At 61.6% G+C, this 17,217-nt stretch carries 15 protein-coding genes and 1 rRNA gene (1 of these 16 only partly in view); 14 read left to right on the forward strand and 2 right to left on the reverse strand.

What is annotated here, in order from left to right:
• Positions 1-54 precede the first annotated feature (54 nt).
• The 4 genes from N805_RS26050 to N805_RS26065 are packed head-to-tail and all read left to right on the forward strand — an operon-like array spanning position 55 to position 3,637.
• Positions 55-939, forward strand: coding sequence for a heme/hemin ABC transporter substrate-binding protein (locus N805_RS26050; protein WP_019471246.1), 885 nt, complete (start codon positions 55-57; stop codon positions 937-939).
• Between the two features lie 50 nt (positions 940-989).
• The gene (locus tag N805_RS26055) at positions 990-1,973 is read left to right on the forward strand and encodes a FecCD family ABC transporter permease (RefSeq protein ID WP_177313752.1); all 984 of its coding nucleotides are present in this window, start codon (positions 990-992) and stop codon (positions 1,971-1,973) included.
• Complete coding sequence (locus N805_RS26060; RefSeq protein WP_019471248.1) at positions 1,973-2,740, forward strand: heme ABC transporter ATP-binding protein; 768 nt, start codon at positions 1,973-1,975, stop codon at positions 2,738-2,740. The genes N805_RS26055 and N805_RS26060 overlap by 1 nt, the downstream gene beginning before the upstream one ends.
• A gap of 12 nt (positions 2,741-2,752) precedes the next feature.
• Positions 2,753-3,637: a ChaN family lipoprotein gene (locus tag N805_RS26065; protein ID WP_019471249.1), complete on the forward strand. Its 885-nt coding sequence runs from the start codon at positions 2,753-2,755 to the stop codon at positions 3,635-3,637.
• Positions 3,638-3,845: 208 nt separating this feature from the next.
• Here the strand turns inward: N805_RS26065 and N805_RS26070 are convergent, their stop codons facing one another.
• Both N805_RS26070 and N805_RS26075 read right to left on the reverse strand, forming a co-directional pair.
• A complete protein-coding gene (locus tag N805_RS26070; protein WP_016489141.1) occupies positions 3,846-4,124 on the reverse strand; it encodes a TfoX/Sxy family protein in 279 nt (92 codons plus the stop codon).
• Between the two features lie 181 nt (positions 4,125-4,305).
• Entirely contained in the window at positions 4,306-5,868 is a 1,563-nt protein-coding gene (locus N805_RS26075; protein WP_019471250.1) for an AAA family ATPase, read from the reverse strand.
• Between the two features lie 115 nt (positions 5,869-5,983).
• Between N805_RS26075 and mrcB the strand changes: the two genes are divergently transcribed.
• The 10 genes from mrcB to N805_RS26125 all read left to right on the forward strand — a co-directional run.
• The gene (mrcB, locus tag N805_RS26080) at positions 5,984-8,305 is read left to right on the forward strand and encodes a penicillin-binding protein 1B (protein ID WP_019471251.1); all 2,322 of its coding nucleotides are present in this window, start codon (positions 5,984-5,986) and stop codon (positions 8,303-8,305) included.
• A gap of 15 nt (positions 8,306-8,320) precedes the next feature.
• Positions 8,321-9,124 (forward strand): tetratricopeptide repeat protein, encoded by an 804-nt coding sequence (locus N805_RS26085; RefSeq protein WP_019471252.1) that lies wholly within the window; start codon positions 8,321-8,323, stop codon positions 9,122-9,124.
• Complete coding sequence (locus tag N805_RS26090; protein WP_016489137.1) at positions 9,124-9,456, forward strand: YqcC family protein; 333 nt, start codon at positions 9,124-9,126, stop codon at positions 9,454-9,456. Before N805_RS26085 ends, N805_RS26090 begins: the two co-directional genes overlap by 1 nt.
• A 410-nt stretch (positions 9,457-9,866) precedes the next feature.
• Positions 9,867-11,591, forward strand: a complete 1,725-nt coding sequence (locus tag N805_RS26095) for an acetolactate synthase 3 large subunit (protein WP_028614116.1) — start codon at positions 9,867-9,869, stop codon at positions 11,589-11,591.
• 1 nt (position 11,592) lies between these two features.
• On the forward strand, positions 11,593-12,084 hold the full coding sequence (ilvN, locus tag N805_RS26100; RefSeq protein ID WP_003250040.1) for an acetolactate synthase small subunit: 492 nt from the start codon (positions 11,593-11,595) through the stop codon (positions 12,082-12,084).
• A 54-nt stretch (positions 12,085-12,138) separates the two neighbouring features.
• On the forward strand, positions 12,139-13,155 hold the full coding sequence (ilvC, locus tag N805_RS26105; RefSeq protein WP_003250043.1) for a ketol-acid reductoisomerase: 1,017 nt from the start codon (positions 12,139-12,141) through the stop codon (positions 13,153-13,155).
• A 150-nt stretch (positions 13,156-13,305) separates the two neighbouring features.
• Positions 13,306-14,157: a CDP-diacylglycerol--serine O-phosphatidyltransferase gene (pssA, locus tag N805_RS26110; RefSeq protein WP_016501605.1), complete on the forward strand. Its 852-nt coding sequence runs from the start codon at positions 13,306-13,308 to the stop codon at positions 14,155-14,157.
• Positions 14,158-14,236: 79 nt separating this feature from the next.
• Entirely contained in the window at positions 14,237-15,250 is a 1,014-nt protein-coding gene (msrP, locus tag N805_RS26115) for a protein-methionine-sulfoxide reductase catalytic subunit MsrP (protein ID WP_019471254.1), read from the forward strand.
• Positions 15,250-15,861 carry a protein-methionine-sulfoxide reductase heme-binding subunit MsrQ gene (gene msrQ / locus N805_RS26120; protein WP_019471255.1) on the forward strand — a complete coding sequence of 204 codons (612 nt, stop codon included), beginning with the start codon at positions 15,250-15,252 and terminating at the stop codon, positions 15,859-15,861. Before msrP ends, msrQ begins: the two co-directional genes overlap by 1 nt.
• A gap of 900 nt (positions 15,862-16,761) precedes the next feature.
• Positions 16,762-17,217, forward strand: a 16S ribosomal RNA gene (locus N805_RS26125); it runs 1,081 nt beyond the window's last position.

A 17,217-nucleotide genomic window follows, 5' to 3' on the forward strand; every position in this document is an offset into this window, starting at 1 on the left:
GCGCAGTTCTGCCGCCCGCCACAAGGCGCGTGGCTCGCCTTCAGAAGGAACCCGATGATGCGCCGTCCAGTCGCCGTGCTCGCCCTGTGCGCAAGCCTTGTGCTTTCCACCCAGACCCTGGCGGCCGAGTTGCCGCAACGCTGGGTCAGCGCGGGTGGTGCCCTGAGTGAGTGGATAACGGCACTGGGCGGTGAAGCGCGGCTTGTCGGTGTGGACACCACCAGCCAGCACCCGGCATCGCTGAAGTCACTGCCCAGTGTGGGCTACCAGCGGCAGTTGTCGGCTGAAGGCATTCTCAGCCTGCGCCCGGATGTACTGGTGGGCACTGAGGAAATGGGCCCGCCGCCGGTACTCGCGCAAATCCGCAAGGCCGGTGTGCAGGTGGAGTTGTTCTCCAGCAAGGCCGAACTGGCGGCGGTGGATGAAAACCTCAAGCATCTGGGGCAGTTGCTGGGCGCAGAGCCGCAGGCTGCGGGGTTGGCGGCGGGTTACCACCAGCAAATCGAGGCTGTGCAGGCCAAGGTCAAGCAGGCCCAGGCCGGGCAACAGGCACCTGGGGTGCTACTGCTGGTCGGCCATGCCGGGGCCAAACCGCTGATCGCCGGGCAGGGCACGGCGGGTGACTGGCTGCTGGGCCAGGCAGGTGGGCACAACCTGGCAGAACATCAAGGCTACAAGAACTTCTCCAACGAAGCCTTGGCGGCGTTGGACCCGGACGTGATCGTGTTTTCCGACCGGGCGCTGGCCGATGAGCAGGCCTTGCAGGCGCTGTTGAAAGAAAACCCCGCGCTGGCTGCCTCGCGGGCGGTGCGTGAGAAACGCCTGGTGTCACTGGACCCGACGCTGCTGGTAGGCGGGCTTGGCCCACGCCTGCCATCGACCTTGCAGTCGCTGGCAGCCACCTTCTACCCGGCAGCCCAGGCCAGCTTCGCACAATGAAACAGCGGGTCCAGCCACGCACGTTGTTCGTTTGCCTGAGCCTGCTGTGCCTGTTGGCGGTGTGGCTGTCGCTGGCTCTGGGGCCGGTCAGCCTGCCGCTGTTCGACACCCTGCGCGCCGGCCTGCGCCTGCTGGGGCTGCCAATTGCGGCTGACGGCCTGCAGCAGGCCGAGATGATCCTGGGCCAGATCCGCCTGCCGCGTACCTTGCTGGGCCTGGCGGTGGGCGCGGTGCTGGCGCTGTCCGGCGTGGCCATGCAGGGGCTGTTTCGCAACCCGCTGGCCGATCCAGGGCTGGTGGGGGTTGCCGCTGGGGCGGCGATGGGTGCCGCGGTCGCCATTGTCGGTGGTGCCTGGTTTGGCGGCATGCCGGAGGCTTTCGCGCCCTATCTGCTGTCGTTCTGCGCTTTTGTCGGGGGGCTTGCGGTAACCGCGTTGGTCTACCGTCTGGGGCGGCGCGATGGCCAGACCAACGTCGCAACCATGCTGCTGGCGGGCGTGGCCATGACTGCGCTGGGCGGCGCGGCCGTCGGGCTGTTTTCTTACCTGGCCGACGACGCCACCCTGCGCACGCTGACGTTCTGGAACCTTGGCAGCCTGAACGGTGCCAGCTACGAACGGCTGTGGCCATTGCTGCTGGTCGCAGCGGGGGTAGCGGTGTGGCTGCCACGCCGGGCCAAGGCGCTGAATGCCCTGTTACTGGGCGAGTCCGAGGCGCGCCACCTGGGTGTTGACGTGGAGCGGCTCAAGCGCGAGCTGGTGTTCTGCACGGCGCTGGGCGTAGGTGCGGCAGTGGCTGCCGCAGGGCTGATCGGTTTCATCGGCCTGGTGGTGCCGCACCTGGTGCGCTTGCTGGCCGGGCCTGATCACCGCGTGGTGCTACCTGCCTCGTTGCTGGCGGGGGGCGTGCTGATGCTGTTCGCCGACCTGGCGGCGCGGCTGCTGCTGGCACCTGCCGAGTTGCCGATTGGTATTGTCACGGCCTTTATCGGTGCGCCGTTCTTTCTTGTGCTGCTGATACGAGGGCGCAGCTGATGTTGCAAGTTGAAGGCCTGCACCTGCGGCGGGGAAGCAACGAGGTGCTGCACGACATTCACCTGCAGCTGAGCCCGGGGCAGGTGGTGGGTGTGCTCGGCCCCAATGGCGCCGGCAAGAGCAGCCTGCTGGGTGTGTTGTGTGGCGAGTTGGCGCCCGACCGGGGGCGGGTGACGCTGCAGGGCCGGCCCCTCACCGATTGGCCTGGGCAGGAGCGGGCCAAGCGCCTGGCTGTGTTGCCACAGGTGTCCAGCCTGGGCTTCTCGTTCCGGGTCGAGGAGGTGGTGGGCATGGGGCGCATGCCGCATGGCACCGGGCAGCAGCGCGATGCGCAAATTGTCGAAGCGGCGTTGCAGGCGGCGGATGCCTGGCACCTGGTGGGGCGCAGTTACCTGGCGCTATCGGGGGGCGAGCGGCAGCGGGTGCACCTGGCCCGTGTGCTGGCGCAGCTATGGCCGGGCGAGGAGGGGGCCACGCTGCTGCTCGACGAACCGACCTCGATGCTCGACCCGCTGCACCAGCACACCACCCTGGAGTCCGTGCGCCGCTTTGCCGACCGCGGCGCCGCGGTGCTGGTGATCCTGCATGACCTGAACCTGGCAGCGCGCTACTGTGACCGTATCCTGTTGCTGGAACAGGGGCGCAGTCATGCGTTTGCCTCGCCCGAAGAGGTACTGACGCCCGCGGCGTTGAGGGCAGTCTACGGTATCGATGTGCTGGTGCAGGCGCACCCGGAGCGTGGGCATCCGCTGATCATCACCCGCTAGGAGGCATTGCCGATGCGTCATCCGCTGCTGTCCGGTTTCTCGCTTTGCCTGGTGTTGGCACTGGGTGGCTGCCAGGCCAGCCTGCCGCCGTTGCCCCCTTGGCAGGGCAGTGAGGGGCGTAGGCATGCCGAGTTGGGGCACATCATCGACCTTGCCAGTGGCCAGGCGATCAGCCCTGAGCAACTGGTGCAACGCCTGGCGGGCGCCCCCCGTGTGCTGGTGGGCGAAAAACACGACAACCCGGACCATCACGCGCTGCAACTTTGGCTGCTGCGCGCGTTGCAGGGGCAGCGCGTGCAAGGCAGCCTTTTGCTGGAGATGCTGCAGCCTGAGCAGCAACCGCTGGTCGACAAGGTTCAGGGCCAGCCCCTACCGGCAGACTTGCCCAAGGCGCTGGCCTGGCAGGAGGGTTGGGACTGGCAACTGTACGGGCCGATCGTGCGGGAGGCCTTGCAGCAGCGAGTACCACTGCTGGCGGCCAACCTGTCGCCTGGCGAGATGCGCCAGGCCTATCGGCAGCCAGCCTCGCTGACCGGCGAAAGGTCCAATGCACCGGCGGTAAAGGCTGCTTTGCTGGAGCAGGTACGCGCCGGGCATTGCGGGATGCTGCCGGCAAGCCAGTTGCCGGCGATGCTGGCCGTGCAGCAGCAGCGCGACCGGCGCATGGCCGAGCGTTTGCTGTCGGCGCCGCAGCCGGCACTGCTGTTTGCCGGGGCCTATCACGTGCGCAAGGACTTGGGCATACCCTTGCACCTGGCTGATTTGGGGGCGTCGGGGGAGAGCAAGGTATTGCTGCTGGCCGAGGTGGGCGAGCAGGTTGAGCCAGGCGAGGCTGATTACGTGTGGTACACGGCGGCAACGCCGGCGCAGGATTACTGCGCGCAGTTTCGCCAGTAGTGTCCACGGTAGTAAAGCCAAGCCAGGCGGCACAAAAACCACAGGCAAAAAAAGACCCGGCAAAGAGCCGGGTCAATAACCGTGATTAGCCTGATGAGGAGATAATCTGAGAGTCCGAACCAGGGGCTCTTAGGTTATCCAACCAGTCTCGCGACCAGTTGTGATAATCATAACGATTCTCATTTCGTAGTCAATCCCCTTTCCACGATTATTTTGGATTTTTTTGCGTAGGGTTTTTCGCGTCCAGTTGTTGATTGAGCGCTTCTTTGCGTTCGAGCGGCAGATCGTTCCAGTGCATGTCCAGCAGGGCGCCTTCAATGGCGTACAACAGCACCTTGGAAGCGCGGAACCCTCGTGTCTTTACGGCCTGGTATGCACCCACCGCACCCAGGCGACGCAGGTCCGATGCACTGTGGATGCCGGCGGCATGCAGCCACTGCGCAGAGGTCTTGCCAAGGTTCTTCAGGTGCTGCAATTCATCGTTCATCGAGCCTCCTTGCGATGGCTGAACGTGGATTGGAGGATAAATCGCGAGCAGGTCAGAGAGGAGTGTAGCGGGGGTTAGGAAATGCGCGGCCTTTTGCCATCGGGGCGATGAGCTGCCGGGACCTGTGCCGGCCTCTTCGCGGGTGAACCCGCGAAGGGGCCAGAACAGGAAAACGATGAACTTACAGGCCTGGCAAACGCTGGCGAATCTGCTCGATCACCTGGTCCATGCTGCCAGCGTCCTGGGTGTCGACCCGGGTGCTCTGCACCAGCTCCTGCGCATCCAGGGCTTCACGGCTGGCCTGCTGGGCCTTGACCACGTCCAGGGTGGCATCCGAAGGGTCGGTGTTTTCGGCCTGACGCTGTTCCAGCCAGCTGGCAATGACTGCCTCGGGTGCGTGGCAGTCCAGGATCAGGAACGGCACACCGGTCTGGCTGGCAACGTCTGCTGCCGCCTGGCGCTGTTCATGCTTGAGGTAGGTGGCATCCAGCACCACCGGGAAGCCGGCGCGCAAAACGGTTGCTGCCACTTCGTGCAAGCGTTGGTAAGTGGCGGCACTGGCATCCAGGTCATAAATGCCGGTAGTCAGTTGGCCGGCGTTGTCTTGCGGCTGTTCGCCGAACAGGCGCTTGCGCTCGACGTCGGAGCGCACACGAATGGCGCCCAAGGCCTCGACCAGGCGCATTGCCACGTGGCTCTTGCCCACTGCCGAGACACCATGGGTGATGGCCAGCAGCCGCGAAGGGATGGCGCTGTAGCTTTCTGCCAGGTTGGCGTAGTTGCGATAGGTGCGCAGGGTGGTGGCCCGCTGCACGCCGTCGGCGTTGGCCGGCATGCTGAACAGCGCGACCTTGGCCCGTACCAGGGCGCGATAGGCTTTGTAGAAGTTGAGCACTTCCAGGCCTTCGTAATCGCCGGTCAGCTCCAGGTACTGGCTGATGAAACGTCGTGCCAGGCACTTGAGGCCGCGATCTTCCAGGTCCATGGCGAGGAAACCGGTGTCGGCCCACACATCGGTCATGCGGAAAGGTTCGTTGAACTCGATGCAGTCGAAGATCACCACCTGGCCGTTGATCAGGGTAGCGTTGCCCAGGTGGATGTCACCATGGCACTCGCGGGTGAAGCCATTGGCCTTGCGCGAGGCGAACAGGCCTTGCAGCCGCTCGAAACTGCTCCGCGCCCAAGCCTGCAGGTTGTCCAGTTGCAGCAGGTCGGCCTTGTCGCTGAGGAATGGGCGGATCTGCTCGAAGTTCTGCTCGACCGGGGCCATGACGCTTTCAGGCGAGCCGTAGGGCTGCTCGGCAGATACCTTTGGGGTCTGCAGGTGGAACTCGGCGATTTGCCGGGCCATCTGGTCGATGTGCGCGGCATTCAGCTCGCCATTGGCCTGCAGGGTGCTGAGCATCTGCCCCTGGGGGAACTGGCGCATTTTCAGCACGTATTCGATGGCCTCGCCTTCGCCACCGATCTGCGGCGCTTCGACGCTGCCGGTAACGGGCAATACCTCCAGGTACAGGCCGTCGGTCAGGCGCTGGTTCAGGCGCAACTCTTCGTTACAGAAATGCTGGCGCTGGCCCAGTTCGGTGAAGTCGAGAAAGCCGAAGTTCATCGGCTTCTTGATCTTGTAGGCGTACTCGCCGGTCAGCAGCACCCAGGAGATATGCGTCTCGATGAGCTGGAACCCATCCACGGGGTGAGGGTACAGGGCAGGGTTCTGCAGCGCAGTGATAAGGGCTTGGCTCACGGGAAATCCTTCCGGGGGCAGGGAATTCGAATGCGCCATTATGGTCAATGGTGCCGTCCCTGCCTACCGCTGGGCCGTCTGCCCAGCCTTTATAAAGTGCGTATAATCCGCCGCCATGACCCGAACCCGAAATCCCCGTACCCCTCAGAAACGCCCGACCGGCCGCTCCCGCGCCTGGCTGGGCTGGGCTTTGAAGCTCAGCCTGGTAGGCCTGGTGATCGTTGCCGGCTTCGCGGTTTACCTCGATGCCGTTGTGCAGGAGAAGTTCTCCGGCAAGCGCTGGACCATCCCGGCCAAGGTGTATGCCCGGCCACTGGAGCTGTTCACTGGTCAGAAACTGAGCAAGAATGACTTCCTTACCGAACTCGACGCGCTCGGCTACCGGCGTGAAAGCGCGGCCAACGGCCCGGGTGCGGCGGCCGTCAACGGCAACACCGTCGACCTCAATACCCGTGGCTTCCAGTTCTACGAGGGCATGGAGCCGGCGCAGTTTGTGCGCGTGCGCTTCTCCGGCGATTACGTGGCGGGCCTTTCTGCTGCCAACGGCAAGGCGCTCGACGTGGTGCGGCTGGAGCCGCTGATGATCGGCGGCATCTACCCGAAGAACCTCGAAGACCGCATCCTGATCAAGATCGACCAGGTGCCCAAATACCTGCTCGAAACCCTGGTGGCGACCGAAGACCGCGACTTCTACAGCCACTACGGCGTGTCGCCCAAGTCCATCGCCCGGGCAATGTGGGTCAACACCTCGTCCGGTTCGATGCGCCAGGGGGGGAGTACCCTGACCCAGCAGCTGGTGAAGAACTTCTACCTCAGCAGCGAGCGCAGCCTCAGCCGCAAGCTGACCGAGGCGATGATGGCCATGCTGCTTGAGCTGCACTACGACAAGCGCGAGATTCTCGAGGCCTACCTCAACGAAGTGTTCGTCGGTCAGGATGGCCAGCGCGCCGTTCACGGCTTCGGCCTGGCCAGCCAGTTCTTCTTCAGCCAGCCGCTTTCGGAGCTGAAGCTGCATCAGATCGCCTTGCTGGTGGGCATGGTCAAGGGGCCGTCCTACTACAACCCGCGGCGTTACCCTGACCGCGCCCTGGCCCGCCGCAACCTGGTGCTTGACCTGGTGGCCGAGCAGGGCGTGGCGAGCCAGGCGGAAGTCGATGCGGCTAAGAAGATGCCGTTGGGCGTGACCAAGCGCGGCAGCCTGGCCGACAGCTCGTTCCCGGCCTTCCTCGACCTGGTCAAGCGTCAGCTGCGCCAGGACTACCGCGACGAAGACTTGACCGAAGAAGGCCTGCGTATTTTCACCAGCTTCGACCCGATCCTGCAGATGAAGGCCGAAACCTCGATGAGCGAGACCTTCAAGCGCCTGGCAGGGCGCAAGGGTGCTGACGAGGTGGAATCGGCAATGGTCGTGACCAACCCGGAAACCGGTGAGGTACAGGCGCTGATCGGTAGCCGCCAGGCAGGCTTCGCCGGTTTCAACCGGGCCATCGACGCGGTGCGGCCGATCGGCTCGCTGGTCAAGCCGTCGGTGTACCTGACTGCGCTGGAGCAGCCGAGCAAGTACACCCTGACCACCTGGGTGCAGGATGAGCCATTTTCGGTCAAGGGTGCCGATGGTCAGGTCTGGCGCCCACAAAACTACGACCGTCGACCGCATGGCACCATCTACCTGTATCAGGGGCTTGCCAACTCGTACAACCTGTCTACCGCCAAGCTTGGCCTGGAAGTGGGCGTGCCCAATGTGATCAAGACCATTGGCCGGCTGGGGGTGAATGTCGACTGGCCAGCCTTCCCGGCCATGTTGCTGGGTGCTGGCGGCATGTCGCCGATGCAGGTTGCAACCATGTACCAGACCATCGCCAACGGCGGTTTCAACACCCCGATGCGTGGTATCCGCAGTGTGCTGACTGCCGAGGGCGAACCGCTCAAGCGCTACCCGTTCCAGATCCAGCAAACCTTCGACCCGGGGGCCATCTACCTGGTGCAAAACGCCATGCAGCGGGTCATGCGCGAAGGTACCGGGCGCTCGGTGTACAACACCTTGCCGCGCTCGCTGACCCTGGCGGGCAAGACCGGTACCAGTAACGACTCGCGCGACAGCTGGTTCTCCGGCTTCAGCCAGGACCTGCTGGCCGTGGTGTGGATGGGCCGTGACGATAACGGCAAAACACCCTTCACCGGTGCCACCGGTGCCCTGCAGGTGTGGACCAGCTTCATGAAGAAGGCCGACCCGCTGCCGCTGGACATGCCGCAGCCGGACAACGTGGTGCAGGCCTGGATCGACCCTTACAGTGGCCATGGGTCTGATGGCAGCTGTCCGGGAGCGGTGCAGATGCCGTATATTCGCGGGAGTGAACCGCCCGCCGGCGCGACCTGTGGCGGCGAGCAGAATCCTGCAGAATCAGTCATGGACTGGGTCAAAGGCTGGATGAATTAAGCACAGGCTGCATTGATGAGGTGTGACGTGAACAAGTGGCTGTTTCCTGCCGTGACGGCGTTGGCTGTGCTCCAGGGGTGCTCCAGCGTCCCGCGCGGCAATATACCGGTGGTCGATTCGAGCACCCGCGTGTCCAACAGCGAGCGCGTGACGGCTACCCGCTCGGCGGGTGGCTATAACACGGGCACCGCGCAAGCGCAGACGCTGCCTGAAGACTCCGGCGTCACCGTGATGATTCCGCAGGGCGCTGGCGCTTCAGGCATCCAGACGTTCCCGGCTGCCAACGGCGCAGCGCCGATCAGCACCTCGCCAATCACGCCGGGCCCGATTACCCCAGGCCCGGCCAGTTCGGCGCCGATGACCACAAACCCGAACCCGATCGCCGACGAGCCGTTCGACATCGCGGCCATGAGCAGCACCCCACCAAGTACCAGTGCGCCAACGGGTATTCCGCGCAGCAACACCGCTGCGGGTGGTCTGTCGGCCGACGAGCAGCTGGACGGCCCGGTGCTGGCACTGCTGACCACCGCGCAATCCCAGCAGGGCAGTGGTGACTTCAACGGGGCGGCTTCGAGCCTGGAGCGTGCCCAGCGCATAGCCCCGCGCGAGCCGCAAGTGCTGTACCGCCTGGCCCAGGTGCGCCTGTCGCAAGGTGATGCGGCGCAGGCGGAGCAACTGGCGCGTCGCGCCCTGACTTACGCCAATGGCCGTCCAAGCCTGCAGGCCGAGCTGTGGAACACCATCGCCCAGGCCCGTGAAAAGCAAGGTGACAGCGCTGGCGCGGCACTGGCCCGGCAGAAGGCGCGGGTCAATTCGTGATGATCGAGCAACGTATTCTGGACATAGCCGACCACCTGTTGCTGATCGAACGTGAACTGGTGGTGCAGGGGTGGTGGGATGACGAGCCACCCAGCGACGAGGCACTGGCCAGTACCGTGCCGTTCGCGGTCGATACCCTCAGTTTCGAGCAGTGGCTGCAATGGATCTTCCTGCCGCGCATGAAGATCATCATCGAACTGGGCCATCCGCTGCCCAATGCCTCCAGCATCCTGGTCATGGCCGAGACCGTGTTTACCGACCGGCCGGAGCAAAGCCGTGAGCTGCGCCGACTGTTGGCAGCATTTGACCAATTGATCGCTCCTTCCGCCTGATTTCTTCAGTTTTTCCTTCAAGGGCCGCAGATTGTGGCCCTTTTTTGTGGAAATCTTATTTATTCTGCTGCTGAAGCGATTTTTAGTGGTGGCAGGAATTCATCTTGGGGAAAAATTGGCAATAATTTTTCTTGACATGTTGGCGCCGAATCACAAGAATCCAACTTCCGCTGTAGAGGGACTGCCAGAAGCAGACCCGCTAAGCAGATCATGAGGCGCACACCCGCGCCGACCTGTTACACCCCGCAACGCGTTACCTCGCGCTGGGTGGGAAAACCCCGCAACACTCTGGGGTGCTCCCAATACTTGCTCAGTCAGTGCTGACGTTTTCGCTCATGCTCTGCTTGGCAGTAAACCTATTAAGACCCGTCCACTAGGGACGGTATTCTGGCGTTTTAGAGGTGAACAACGTGGAGCTTTTATCTGGCGCTGAGATGGTCGTCCGCTTTTTGCGTGACGAAGGCGTTAAGCACATCTACGGGTACCCTGGTGGTGCTCTCCTGCATGTTTACGACGCACTGTTCAAAGAACCGGAAGTGGAACACATCCTGGTTCGTCACGAGCAGGCGGCAACCCATATGGCGGACGGCTACGCCCGCGCCACCGGCAAGGCCGGTGTGGTGCTGGTAACCTCCGGCCCGGGCGCGACCAATGCCATTACCGGCATTGCCACCGCCTACATGGATTCGATCCCGATGGTCATCCTGTCCGGCCAGGTGCCTAGCACCATGGTGGGTACTGATGCCTTCCAGGAAACCGACATGATTGGTATCTCGCGGCCGATCGTGAAGCACAGCTTCATGATCAAGAACCCGACCGAGATCCCGGAAGTCCTGAAAAAAGCGTTCTACCTGGCGCAATCCGGCCGCCCAGGTCCGGTCGTGGTCGACATTCCAAAAGATATGACCAACCCGGCCGAGAAGTTCGAATACGTCTACCCGAAAAAGGTCAAGCTGCGCTCCTACAGCCCGGCGGTCCGTGGCCATTCCGGCCAGATCCGCAAGGCTGCCGAGATGCTCCTGGCCGCCAAGCGCCCGATCGTCTACTCCGGTGGTGGCGTGATTCTCGGCGGTGGCTCCGAAGCGCTGACCGAAATCGCCAAGTCGCTTAACCTGCCAGTCACCAATACCCTGATGGGTCTGGGCGGCTTCCCGGGTACCGACCGCCAGTTCCTCGGCATGCTCGGCATGCACGGCAGCTACACCGCCAACATGGCCATGCACAATGCCGACGTGATCCTCGCTGTGGGCGCACGCTTTGACGACCGCGTGGTCAACGGCCCGGCCAAGTTCTGCCCGAACGCCAAGATCATCCACATCGACATCGACCCGGCGTCGATCTCCAAGATGATCAAGGCTGACGTGCCAATCGTCGGCCCGGTCGACAGCGTGCTCAGCGAAATGCTCGGCATCCTCAAGGAAATCGGCGAGCAGCCTGACAAGGCGGCACTGGATGCCTGGTGGAAGCAGATTGACGAATGGCGTGGCGACGGCGAACTGTTCCCTTACGACAAGGGCGACGGCAACGTCATCAAACCGCAGAAAGTCATCGAGACCCTGTGCGAAGTGACCCATGGCGATGCCTTCGTCACCTCTGACGTGGGCCAGCACCAGATGTTTGCGGCGCAGTACTACCGCTTCAACAAGCCAAACCGCTGGATCAACTCCGGTGGCCTGGGCACCATGGGCTTCGGCTTCCCGGCAGCGATGGGCGTGAAGCTCAACTTCCCGGACCAGGACGTTGCCTGCGTGACCGGCGAAGGCAGCATCCAGATGAACATCCAGGAGCTGTCCACCTGCATGCAGTACGGCCTGCCGGTGAAAATCGTCAACCTGAACAACGGTGTGCTGGGCATGGTCCGCCAGTGGCAGGACATGGCCTACAACGGTCGTCACTCGCACTCGTACGTCGAGTCGCTGCCTGACTTCATCAAGCTGGCCGAGGCCTATGGCCATGTGGGTATCCGCATCACCAGCCTGAAGGACCTCAAGCCGAAGCTGGAAGAAGCGTTTGCGATGAAGGACCGTCTGGTGTTCATCGACATCGCGGTTGACCGCAGCGAGCACGTCTATCCGATGCAGATCAAGGATGGCTCGATGCGTGACATGTGGCTGAGCAAGACGGAGCGTACCTGATATGCGGCATATCATTTCCCTGCTGCTGGAAAACGAACCAGGTGCTTTGTCCCGTGTGGTCGGCCTGTTCTCCCAGCGCAACTACAACATTGAAAGCCTGACCGTGGCGCCGACCGAAGACCCGACCCTGTCGCGTCTGACGCTGACCACCGTTGGCCATGACGAAGTGATCGAACAGATCACCAAGAACCTGAACAAGCTGGTCGAAGTGGTCAAGCTTGTCGACCTGTCGGAAAGCGCTCACATCGAGCGTGAACTGATGCTGGTCAAGGTCAAGGCCACCGGTGCCCAGCGCGCCGAGATCAAGCGCACCACGGATATCTTCCGTGGCCAGATCGTCGACGTGACCGCCAGCGTGTACACCGTGCAGCTGAGCGGCACCAGCGACAAACTGGACAGCTTCATCCAGGCGATCGGCACTGCATCGATTCTCGAAACCGTGCGCAGCGGCGTTACCGGCATTGCCCGTGGCGACAAAGTGCTCAGCATCTAAATTCAAAAATTAGCGATGGCTCCGCAGGGGCCGAGATATAACCAGGGGTATTTCATGAAAGTTTTCTACGATAAAGACTGCGACCTTTCCATCATCCAGGGCAAGAAAGTCGCCATCATCGGTTACGGTTCCCAGGGCCACGCCCAAGCGTGCAACCTGAAAGACTCCGGTGTAGACGTTACCGTCGGTCTGCGTAAAGGTTCGGCTACCGTTGCCAAGGCTGAAGCCCACGGCCTGAAAGTTGCCGACGTTGCTACCGCTGTCGCTGCGGCTGACCTGGTCATGATCCTGACCCCGGACGAGTTCCAGGGCGCTCTGTACAAGAACGAGATCGAGCCGAACATCAAGAAGGGCGCTACCCTGGCCTTCTCCCACGGCTTCTCGATCCACTACAACCAGGTTGTTCCGCGTGCCGACCTCGACGTGATCATGATCGCGCCGAAGGCCCCGGGCCACACCGTTCGCTCCGAGTTCGTCAAAGGCGGCGGCATCCCTGACCTGATCGCTATCTACCAGGACGCTTCGGGCAATGCCAAGAACGTTGCCCTGTCCTACGCTTCGGGCGTTGGTGGCGGCCGTACCGGCATCATCGAAACCACCTTCAAGGACGAAACCGAAACCGACCTGTTCGGTGAGCAGGCTGTTCTGTGCGGCGGTACCGTTGAACTGGTCAAGGCCGGTTTCGAAACCCTGGTCGAAGCTGGCTACGCGCCGGAAATGGCCTACTTCGAGTGCCTGCACGAACTGAAGCTGATCGTTGACCTCATGTACGAAGGCGGCATCGCCAACATGAACTACTCGATCTCCAACAACGCCGAATACGGTGAGTATGTTACCGGCCCGGAAGTCATCAACGAAGAATCCCGCAAGGCCATGCGCAACGCCCTGAAGCGCATCCAGGACGGCGAGTACGCGAAGATGTTCATCTCCGAAGGTGCTACCAACTACCCATCGATGACCGCCAAGCGCCGCAACAACGCCGCTCACGGTATCGAAATCATCGGCGAGCAACTGCGCTCGATGATGCCGTGGATCTCGGCTAACAAAATCGTCGACAAGACCAAGAACTAAGTCTTATCGAAAGATGAAAAACGCGGCTTCGGCCGCGTTTTTTCGTTCTGGCAGCCCGCTTCTGGTATAAAGCAGACCAGTGGCCTGCTGTCAGAACCTGTTTCGCGGGCCCGTGTCGAACATTTTCCATCCTGTTGCAAGGTACCCTTTATGAGCGAACGTCCCGAAGAGCCGAACAAGCCCTCCGACGCCGAAAGCCTGCTACCTATCGATGAGCACATTGAAGAAGGGCATGACGCCGAAGGCCGCAAGGTGCGCCACCGCGGCATCTACCTGCTGCCCAACCTGTTTACCACCGCCAACCTGTTTGCCGGCTTCTATTCCATTATCAGCTCGATGAGCGCACAGAGCGCCCTGAGTGCCGGTGACCCGCGCGAGGCGAGCAAGTATTTCGCTTTTGCCGCCATCGCCATTTTCGTGGCCATGGTGCTCGACGGCCTGGACGGCCGCGTTGCGCGCATGACCAATACCCAGAGTGCCTTCGGTGCCGAGTACGACTCGCTGTCGGACATGGTCGCCTTCGGCGTGGCCCCTGCGTTGCTGGCCTTTGGCTGGGCGCTGGGTGACATGGGCAAGGTCGGCTGGATGGTCGCCTTCATCTATGTGGCCGGTGCCGCGCTGCGCCTGGCACGCTTCAATACCCAGGTCGGTACCGCCGACAAGCGCTACTTCATCGGCCTGGCCAGCCCGGCTGCTGCCGGCGTGGTGGCGGGTACCGTGTGGGCGTTCAGCGATTACGGCATCCAGGGCTCCAAGCTGTCGTTCCTGGTGGCGCTGCTGGTGGCTGCTGCCGGCATGCTGATGGTCAGTAACATCAAGTACAACAGCTTCAAGGAGCTGGACCTCAAGGGCCGCGTGCCATTCGTGGCCATCCTTGCCGTGGTGCTGGTGTTTGCCGTCGTGTTCAGCGACCCGCCGCGCATCCTGCTGCTGATCTTCCTCGCCTATGCGGCGTCAGGGCCGATCCAGTTCCTGTTGAAGGCGCGCCGGCGCAAAGCGTAAAAATTGCTTAACGCTGGAATAACCCTCCGGCTCCATAGTCTTACTGGTACATCCGTTATCCAGTGCTATGGAGCCGCCCATGCTCATCAAGCTTCCCAGGTCTTCCGAGTGCAAGGCGTCGGAGATCACACCCGAAGGCATCTACCTTTCTCGTCGTACCCTGTTGGGTGGCTCATTGGCCGGCCTGGCGCTGGGCGCATTGCCGGGCAGGGCGGGCGCTGCTGAAGTTTCGCGTTATGCGGATGTGCAGGCGGGGGCCGCACCGGCCTGGTTCACTGACAAGCTCGCTGCCACGCGCTGGCAGGCGGTGACGGTGAAGGACGAGGCGATCACGCCGTTCAAGGATGCCACCCACTACAACAACTTCTATGAGTTCGGGCCTGACAAGGGCGACCCGGCAGCCAATGGCGACAGCCTGAAGACCGAACCGTGGTCGATCGTGGTGGATGGTGAGGTTGGCAAGCCCGGGCGCTATGCGCTGGAAGACTTCGTCAAGCCCTATCAGCTTGAAGAGCGGGTCTATCGGCTGCGTTGCGTAGAGGCATGGTCGATGGTCATTCCGTGGCTGGGGTTCCCTCTGGCGCAGGTGCTCAAGCAGGTTGAACCCACGTCCAGGGCGCGCTATGTGCGCTTCGAAACGTTGAAGGATCCGCAGCATATGCCTGGGCAGCGTTCAGGGTTCGCCTTGATCGACTGGCCTTATAGAGAAGGGCTGCGCCTGGACGAGGCAATGCACCCGCTGGCGATCCTGGCGGTAGGCATGTATGGCCGCGAACTGCCCAATCAGAATGGCGCGCCGTTGCGCTTGGTGGTGCCGTGGAAGTATGGCTTCAAGAGCATCAAGTCGATCGTGCGCATCAGCCTGGTGGCTGAACAGCCCGGCACTACGTGGGAAGGGCTGGCGCCGGATGAATATGGTTTCTATGCCAACGTGAACCCGACGGTCGATCACCCGCGCTGGAGCCAGGCGCGCGAACGCCGGTTGCCCAGCGGGTTGTTCAGCCCCAATGTGCGAGAGACGCAGATGTTCAATGGTTACGCCGATGAAGTGGCGACGCTGTATACCGGGCTTGATCTGCGGAAGAATTATTGATGCGTTACCCCTGGTTTCGCCTGGCCATCTTCATCGTGGGATGCCTGTTCCCGGCGTGGTGGCTGTATGAGGCGGCGATGAACCTGCTGGGCCCTGACCCCGGGAAGATCATGATGGATCGCCTTGGGCTTGGGGCACTTACCTTCCTGTTGGTCACCTTGAGCATGACGCCATTGCAGAAGTTGACGGGGTGGTCGGGGTGGATCGTGGTGCGCCGGCAGCTGGGGTTGTGGGTGTTTGCTTATATAGTGCTGCACATCCTCTGTTACCTGTTCTTTATTCTTGGGCTGGATTGGGGGCAGCTGGCGGTGGAGCTGCGCAAGCGGCCTTATATTATTGTGGGTGCGCTTGGGTTCCTGTGCTTGCTGGCCTTGGCGGCTACGTCGAATCGGTATAGCCAGCGGCGGCTGGGGGTGCGGTGGAAGAAACTGCACAGGTTGGTGTATCTGGTTCTTGGGCTGGGGTTGCTGCACTTTTTGTGGGTTGTGCGCTCGGATCTGAGGGAGTGGGCTGTGTATGCGTTTATTGGTGCTGTGCTGATGGTGCTGAGGGTTCCTGCTGTTGGGCGGGGGCTTTCGAGGGTTGGCAGGAAGCAGGGTAGGGCGGTTTGAGATTGAGGGGGGGGGCTGCCAGGGGCGTCTCGGGATAGCATTGGCTGTGAAAGGTGCCCGCCTTTGATCTTGTGGCGCCTGTGAGATCGAGCGCCGCCCGCGCGGCGCATCGCCGGCAAGCCAGCTCCTACATTTGTTTCGGGCCAGTTCAGCCTGTGCCATTAGCGCGCGACCCCTTGTTTGTTCCATCGATATCGAAGGTTGCGCCGCCGCTTCTCTGCAACCTCCAGCCATACACCCAGGGTGCGAGTGCGGAGGAGGCAGGAGTAACTGGCCCGAAACAAATGTAGGGGCTGGCTTGCCGGCGATGCGCCGCGCGGGCGGCGCTCGATCTCACAGGCGCAGAATGTGTTGTGGCGGGCACCTGGTGGCCTTTCTAGGGTATTTCCCGCTTATATTTCAATTTCTTGAAATTAAAGGTTGACGCCCTTCCGAATCCCCTTATAATGCGCCCCACTTCCAGCGACATCGGAACGACAAACTCCTTGAGATTCAATGAGTTAGGTAGTTAAGGTGATGCTGAAAGGGCTACGATCAAATGATCGCAAGCGGTTGAAACGGTGGTTGACAGCGCTTCTAAACGCTGTATGATTCACCTCCCGCTACGAGAGATCGCAGCGAGTTAAGTGTTTGAAGCTAAACGAGTTTCTCGCAAAAAACTTCAAAATAAACGCTTGACAGGCTCTGAGGAAAGCGTAGAATGCGCGCCTCGGTTGAGACGAAAAGCTCTTAACCAAACGCTCTTTAACAAATCGAATCAAGCAATTCGTGTGGGTGCTTGTGAGTATGGACTGATAGTCAAAAAGATTATCAGCATCACAAGTGACCATGCGAGAAATCACATAGTCATTTGAGATTGCTGAGCCAAGTTTAGGGTTTCTTAAAAACCCAAGCAGTATTGAACTGAAGAGTTTGATCATGGCTCAGATTGAACGCTGGCGGCAGGCCTAACACATGCAAGTCGAGCGGATGAGAAGAGCTTGCTCTTCGATTCAGCGGCGGACGGGTGAGTAATGCCTAGGAATCTGCCTGGTAGTGGGGGACAACGTTTCGAAAGGAACGCTAATACCGCATACGTCCTACGGGAGAAAGCAGGGGACCTTCGGGCCTTGCGCTATCAGATGAGCCTAGGTCGGATTAGCTAGTTGGTGAGGTAATGGCTCACCAAGGCGACGATCCGTAACTGGTCTGAGAGGATGATCAGTCACACTGGAACTGAGACACGGTCCAGACTCCTACGGGAGGCAGCAGTGGGGAATATTGGACAATGGGCGAAAGCCTGATCCAGCCATGCCGCGTGTGTGAAGAAGGTCTTCGGATTGTAAAGCACTTTAAGTTGGGAGGAAGGGCATTAAC

The organism is Pseudomonas putida S13.1.2, from assembly GCF_000498395.2.
Taxonomy (GTDB): domain Bacteria; phylum Pseudomonadota; class Gammaproteobacteria; order Pseudomonadales; family Pseudomonadaceae; genus Aquipseudomonas; species Aquipseudomonas putida_Q.

Bases quoted from the DNA above. Each gene is read 5' to 3' on its own strand.
- N805_RS26050 (WP_019471246.1), top strand. From the start codon at position 55: ATGATGCGCCGTCCAGTCGCCGTGCTCGCCCTGTGCGCAAGCCTTGTG.
- N805_RS26060 (WP_019471248.1), top strand. From the start codon at position 1,973: ATGTTGCAAGTTGAAGGCCTGCACCTGCGGCGGGGAAGCAACGAGGTG.
- N805_RS26065 (WP_019471249.1), top strand. From the start codon at position 2,753: ATGCGTCATCCGCTGCTGTCCGGTTTCTCGCTTTGCCTGGTGTTGGCA.
- N805_RS26070 (WP_016489141.1), bottom strand. From the start codon at position 4,124: ATGAACGATGAATTGCAGCACCTGAAGAACCTTGGCAAGACCTCTGCG.
- mrcB (WP_019471251.1), top strand. From the start codon at position 5,984: ATGACCCGAACCCGAAATCCCCGTACCCCTCAGAAACGCCCGACCGGC.
- N805_RS26085 (WP_019471252.1), top strand. From the start codon at position 8,321: ATGAGGTGTGACGTGAACAAGTGGCTGTTTCCTGCCGTGACGGCGTTG.
- N805_RS26090 (WP_016489137.1), top strand. From the start codon at position 9,124: ATGATCGAGCAACGTATTCTGGACATAGCCGACCACCTGTTGCTGATC.
- ilvN (WP_003250040.1), top strand. From the start codon at position 11,593: ATGCGGCATATCATTTCCCTGCTGCTGGAAAACGAACCAGGTGCTTTG.
- ilvC (WP_003250043.1), top strand. From the start codon at position 12,139: ATGAAAGTTTTCTACGATAAAGACTGCGACCTTTCCATCATCCAGGGC.
- pssA (WP_016501605.1), top strand. From the start codon at position 13,306: ATGAGCGAACGTCCCGAAGAGCCGAACAAGCCCTCCGACGCCGAAAGC.
- msrP (WP_019471254.1), top strand. From the start codon at position 14,237: ATGCTCATCAAGCTTCCCAGGTCTTCCGAGTGCAAGGCGTCGGAGATC.
- msrQ (WP_019471255.1), top strand. From the start codon at position 15,250: ATGCGTTACCCCTGGTTTCGCCTGGCCATCTTCATCGTGGGATGCCTG.